Origin of the sequence: uncultured Escherichia sp. (assembly GCF_948475835.1) — a bacterium.
In the GTDB taxonomy this organism is placed as follows: Bacteria; Pseudomonadota; Gammaproteobacteria; order Enterobacterales; family Enterobacteriaceae; genus ECMA0423.
In genome coordinates, this window is record NZ_CAOLGM010000219.1 from 1 (window position 1) to 3,491 (window position 3,491).

The 3,491-nt window shown below is 56.0% G+C and carries 6 protein-coding genes; all 6 read left to right on the forward strand.

Annotation, left to right across the window (positions count from 1 at the left end):
- Positions 1-437, forward strand: a 437-nt coding sequence (locus QZF50_RS23040; RefSeq protein WP_290389019.1) for a phage virion morphogenesis protein, incomplete at its 5' end; no start/stop codon positions are given.
- A gap of 11 nt (positions 438-448) precedes the next feature.
- Positions 449-1,015 carry a phage baseplate assembly protein V gene (locus tag QZF50_RS23045; protein WP_001499761.1) on the forward strand — a complete coding sequence of 189 codons (567 nt, stop codon included), beginning with the start codon at positions 449-451 and terminating at the stop codon, positions 1,013-1,015.
- Positions 1,012-1,362, forward strand: a complete 351-nt coding sequence (locus QZF50_RS23050; RefSeq protein ID WP_061892402.1) for a GPW/gp25 family protein — start codon at positions 1,012-1,014, stop codon at positions 1,360-1,362. Before QZF50_RS23045 ends, QZF50_RS23050 begins: the two co-directional genes overlap by 4 nt.
- 3 nt (positions 1,363-1,365) lie before the next feature.
- Positions 1,366-2,262: a baseplate J/gp47 family protein gene (locus tag QZF50_RS23055; protein WP_032419537.1), complete on the forward strand. Its 897-nt coding sequence runs from the start codon at positions 1,366-1,368 to the stop codon at positions 2,260-2,262.
- Complete coding sequence (locus tag QZF50_RS23060) at positions 2,255-2,863, forward strand: phage tail protein I (protein ID WP_061892403.1); 609 nt, start codon at positions 2,255-2,257, stop codon at positions 2,861-2,863. Before QZF50_RS23055 ends, QZF50_RS23060 begins: the two co-directional genes overlap by 8 nt.
- Positions 2,860-3,491, forward strand: a 632-nt coding sequence (locus QZF50_RS23065; RefSeq protein WP_290377971.1) for a phage tail protein, incomplete at its 3' end; no start/stop codon positions are given. The genes QZF50_RS23060 and QZF50_RS23065, both read left to right, overlap by 4 nt.

Here is a 3,491-nt window from a genome sequence, read left to right on the forward strand (position 1 = left end):
GCATTCGCTTTATCTGGAATAACGAAGCACGCACGCTGAAAAACTGGCATCACGACACGGGGAAATACGGGCGAACCATTACCGGGTGGGATGAGGATAAAAACAATATCCGCACGTTTTACCGGGATGACATCGACCGTTTTCTGGAAATACGCACCCGGCGCATCAACCAGGACAGCACAAAGCGCGTCCCCATGTTCGTAAAACTGCGCACCGCCCGCTACCTGAAAGCCCGTGCAGATGCTTCCGGTGTGACGGTGGGTTACAGCGGCGTGGCCGCACGTATTGCCCGCGTTCATCAGTTCGGTGAGCGCGATCAGGTTGCGCCGGGCATTTTCACCGATTACCCGGTACGTGAGCTGCTGGGTATCAGCCAGGCAGATGAGCGCCTGATTTATAACACGGTGCTGGGCCGGATTGCGGAGGCTGTACGGTGAGCGCAGAACTCATGCGACTGCTGAGCAATATCATCCGCACCGGGATCATCTCTGAAGTTGATGAGAAGTCCTGGCGCGTGCGCGTTCGCAGCGGCGAACTGGAAACAGGATGGTTGCGCTGGAACACCACGCGCGCGGGAGCCTTCAATGTGTGGCTGCCGCCATCACCAGGCGAACAGGTGGTAATTGCCTGCATTGGCGGCAACCCGGAAACCGCCATGATAATTGGCAGCCTGTGGAGTGATGCCAGTCCGGCCCCCGGAAAAAGCCTGAAAGAAATCGTGGTCAGTGCGCCGGATGGCGCGGTGTTCCGCTACGACGCGGACGCAGGCGCACTGAGCGCCAGCGGCATGAAAACAGCCACCCTGCAGGCATCCGTCAGCGTGACACTGGATACGCCCGTCGTGGAATGCACAGACCTTCTGAGAACGGCGACGCTTGACGTCACAAAAGGGGGAAAGATGAGCGGCAATATCACGCACAGCGGCGGCGATTTCACCTCAAACGGCATCACAGTGCATACGCATAAGCACGGTGGTGTTAAAGGTGGCAGCGATTCGACAGGAGGCCCGCAGTGACAACCCGCTACACAGGAATGAACCCGGACGGGACGGGAAACCTGAACGATATGGACCACCTGAAACAGTCAGTCAGGGACATCCTGACCACCCCGCTGGCAAGCCGGGTTATGCGACGGGAATATGGCAGCCTTGTGCCTGATTTGATTGACGAACCCATGAATAACACCACGCGTCTGCAATGCATGAGTGCTGCCGTGATTGCACTGACACGATGGGAACCCCGCATTGCCCTGGATGCCATCGATGTTGTCTGGAAAGCAGGAGGCCGCGCTGGGGTGACGCTGTCGGGCACTGTCATGCAGACCATGCAGAATGTTGAATTAACCATCACGCTGAGAGAGTAAATCATGCCTGCCGTTGACCTTTCCCAGTTACCGGAACCCGCCATCATAGCGGAGCCTGACTTTGAGGCAATTCTGGCTGACACAAAGGCCATGATGATTGCGTCCTATCCTGCCGAACAGCGTGAAGCCGTCTCCGCCGCGCTGGAGCTGGAATCGGAACCCCTGAACGTTATCGCTCAAACCATGTCTTTTCGTGAAATGCTGTTACGCCAGCGGGTTAACGAGGGGGCACGCGCCTGCATGTTAAGCCACAGCGCCGGAACAGACCTGGACAACCTCGCGGGCAATATGAACACAAAGCGCCTGGTTATCACTCCGGCAACGGATACCACCGACGCGGTGATGGAGAGCGACACCTCGCTGAGACTGCGGGCGCAGCGGGCGTACGACGGCCTGAGTGTTGCTGGCCCGTCAGGTGCATACGAGTATTTTGCCCGCAGCGCCAGCGGTCTGGTGCGTGATGCGCGGGCCATCAGTCCGTCTCCGGCCTGTGTGACGGTTTCCATCCTGTCCACTGAAGGCGACGGCACAGCAACGGAGGCGTTGCTTAATACCGTTCGCGCCGTTCTGAATGCAGAGGATACCCGCCCGGTGGCCGACCGCCTGACCGTACAGAGCGCCAGAATCGTGACATGGCGGCTGAATGCAAAACTGTACTTTTACCCCGGTCCGGAATCCGAACCTATTCTGGCGGCGGCTGAATCGTCGTTCAGGAAGTGGCTGGCTGAGCAGGGGCTTATCGGTCAGGACGTGGCGTTGTCCGCCATTGCTGCCGCACTGCATGTGCACGGTGTGCAACGCGTGGAGATAATCGAACCCACACAGAATATGGCCATCAGCGACATACAGGCGGCGCGCTGTGAGTCATTCACCATCAGCGAAGGTGGGCGTAATGAGTAATTCACTGTTACCGCCATCAGCCAGCAGTTTCATGCGTTGCGCCGAAGCTGTCGGAGCGCGCATTACAGACATCCCGGTAGACCTCAACACGCTGTGGTCACCGGACACCTGCCCGGTGCATCTGCTGCCTTATCTCGCCTGGGCATTTTCCGTTGACCGCTGGGATCGCAACTGGCCGGAAGAGACAAAGCGACAGGTGATTCGTGATGCATGGCTGATACACCGACACAAAGGGACCATCAGCGCACTGCGAAGAGCCGTGGAGCCTCTCGGCTACCTGATTGAAGTAAAGGAGTGGTGGCAACTCAACGAGGAGCCGGGAACATTTCGCATTGTTGTCGGAGTACTTGATCAGGGCATCACCGATGAAATGTATCAGGAACTTGAGCGCCTTATTGCGGATGCAAAACCAGTAAGTCGCCATCTGACGGGGCTGGCGATCAGCCTGAGTGTGAACGGAAAGATTTTCGTTGGTACGGGATGCTATCACGGCGATGCCCTGACGGTTTATCCCTACACCCCGGAGTCCATTATTGTCGAAGGGGATTATTTCCCTGCCCCGGCCATTCATTTAATTGATAATCTGAGAGTAAACCCATGACATCAAAATACTATGCCATACTGACCAGCCAGGGCGCAGCAAGGCTGGCAAACGCGACCATGCTCGGCAGCAAGCTGAATCTGACGCAAATGGCCGTGGGTGATGCAAACGGCATATTACCAACGCCAGATCCGACACAAACCAGACTGATTAACCAGAAACGCATTGCTCCGCTGAATATGCTGGATATCGACCCCTCTAATCCGGGCCAGATTATTGCGGAACAAATCATTCCTGAAAATGAAGGAGGTTTCTGGATCCGTGAGATTGGTCTTTACGATGATGAAGGGATCCTTATTGCAGTGGCGAACTGCCCGGAAACCTACAAACCACGATTGCAGGAAGGGAGTGGTCGTACACAGACCATCCGAATGCTCCTTATTGTCAGCAATACAGAGTCTGTCACACTGAAAATTGACCCGTCAGTAGTCCTGGCAACCCGCAAATATGTGGACGACAGGATGTCTGGTGCATCCTTGCAACTGGACAAATTAATAGAGAAACACATCAATGCAGAGGATCCGCATACCCAATATGCCCACAAAGAATCCCCGGCGTTTAGCGGCACCCCGACTGCACCAACTGCGGATAAAGCGGATAACAGCAATAAGCTGGCCACGACAAAATT

Coding starts and splice junctions, on each gene's coding strand:
- QZF50_RS23055 (WP_032419537.1), top strand. CDS start 1,366: ATGCCTGCCGTTGACCTTTCCCAGTTACCGGAACCCGCCATCATAGCG.
- QZF50_RS23060 (WP_061892403.1), top strand. CDS start 2,255: ATGAGTAATTCACTGTTACCGCCATCAGCCAGCAGTTTCATGCGTTGC.
- QZF50_RS23045 (WP_001499761.1), top strand. CDS start 449: ATGCGACTGCTGAGCAATATCATCCGCACCGGGATCATCTCTGAAGTT.